Consider the following 220-nt stretch of genomic DNA (forward strand, 5'->3'; position numbering starts at 1 on the left):
CGCAATTTTACCTGGGAGATCCTTCTCGTAGTTTAAGTAGAAGCCCCGCAGTTCTTCCTTGTACAGATGGTAATCGTAAGGATAAAACAGAATTGGCCGCTTCAGGTAAGCATAATCAAAGAAGACTGACGAATAGTCGGTAATCAGCAAATCAGACACTAAGTACAAATCACTGATGTTTGGATAGTTTGAATAGTCATAAACAAAGTCTGAGTAGTCA

The 220-nt window shown here is 39.5% G+C and carries 1 protein-coding gene; it reads right to left on the reverse strand.

The genetic code is table 11. The features are described from left to right. Positions 1 to 220: CDP-glycerol glycerophosphotransferase family protein (locus CBI42_RS12290; protein WP_179211454.1), on the reverse strand; the 220-nt coding region annotated here is incomplete at both ends.

This window comes from Streptococcus sp. KR (assembly GCF_002238115.1).
Taxonomy (GTDB): Bacteria; Bacillota; Bacilli; order Lactobacillales; family Streptococcaceae; genus Streptococcus.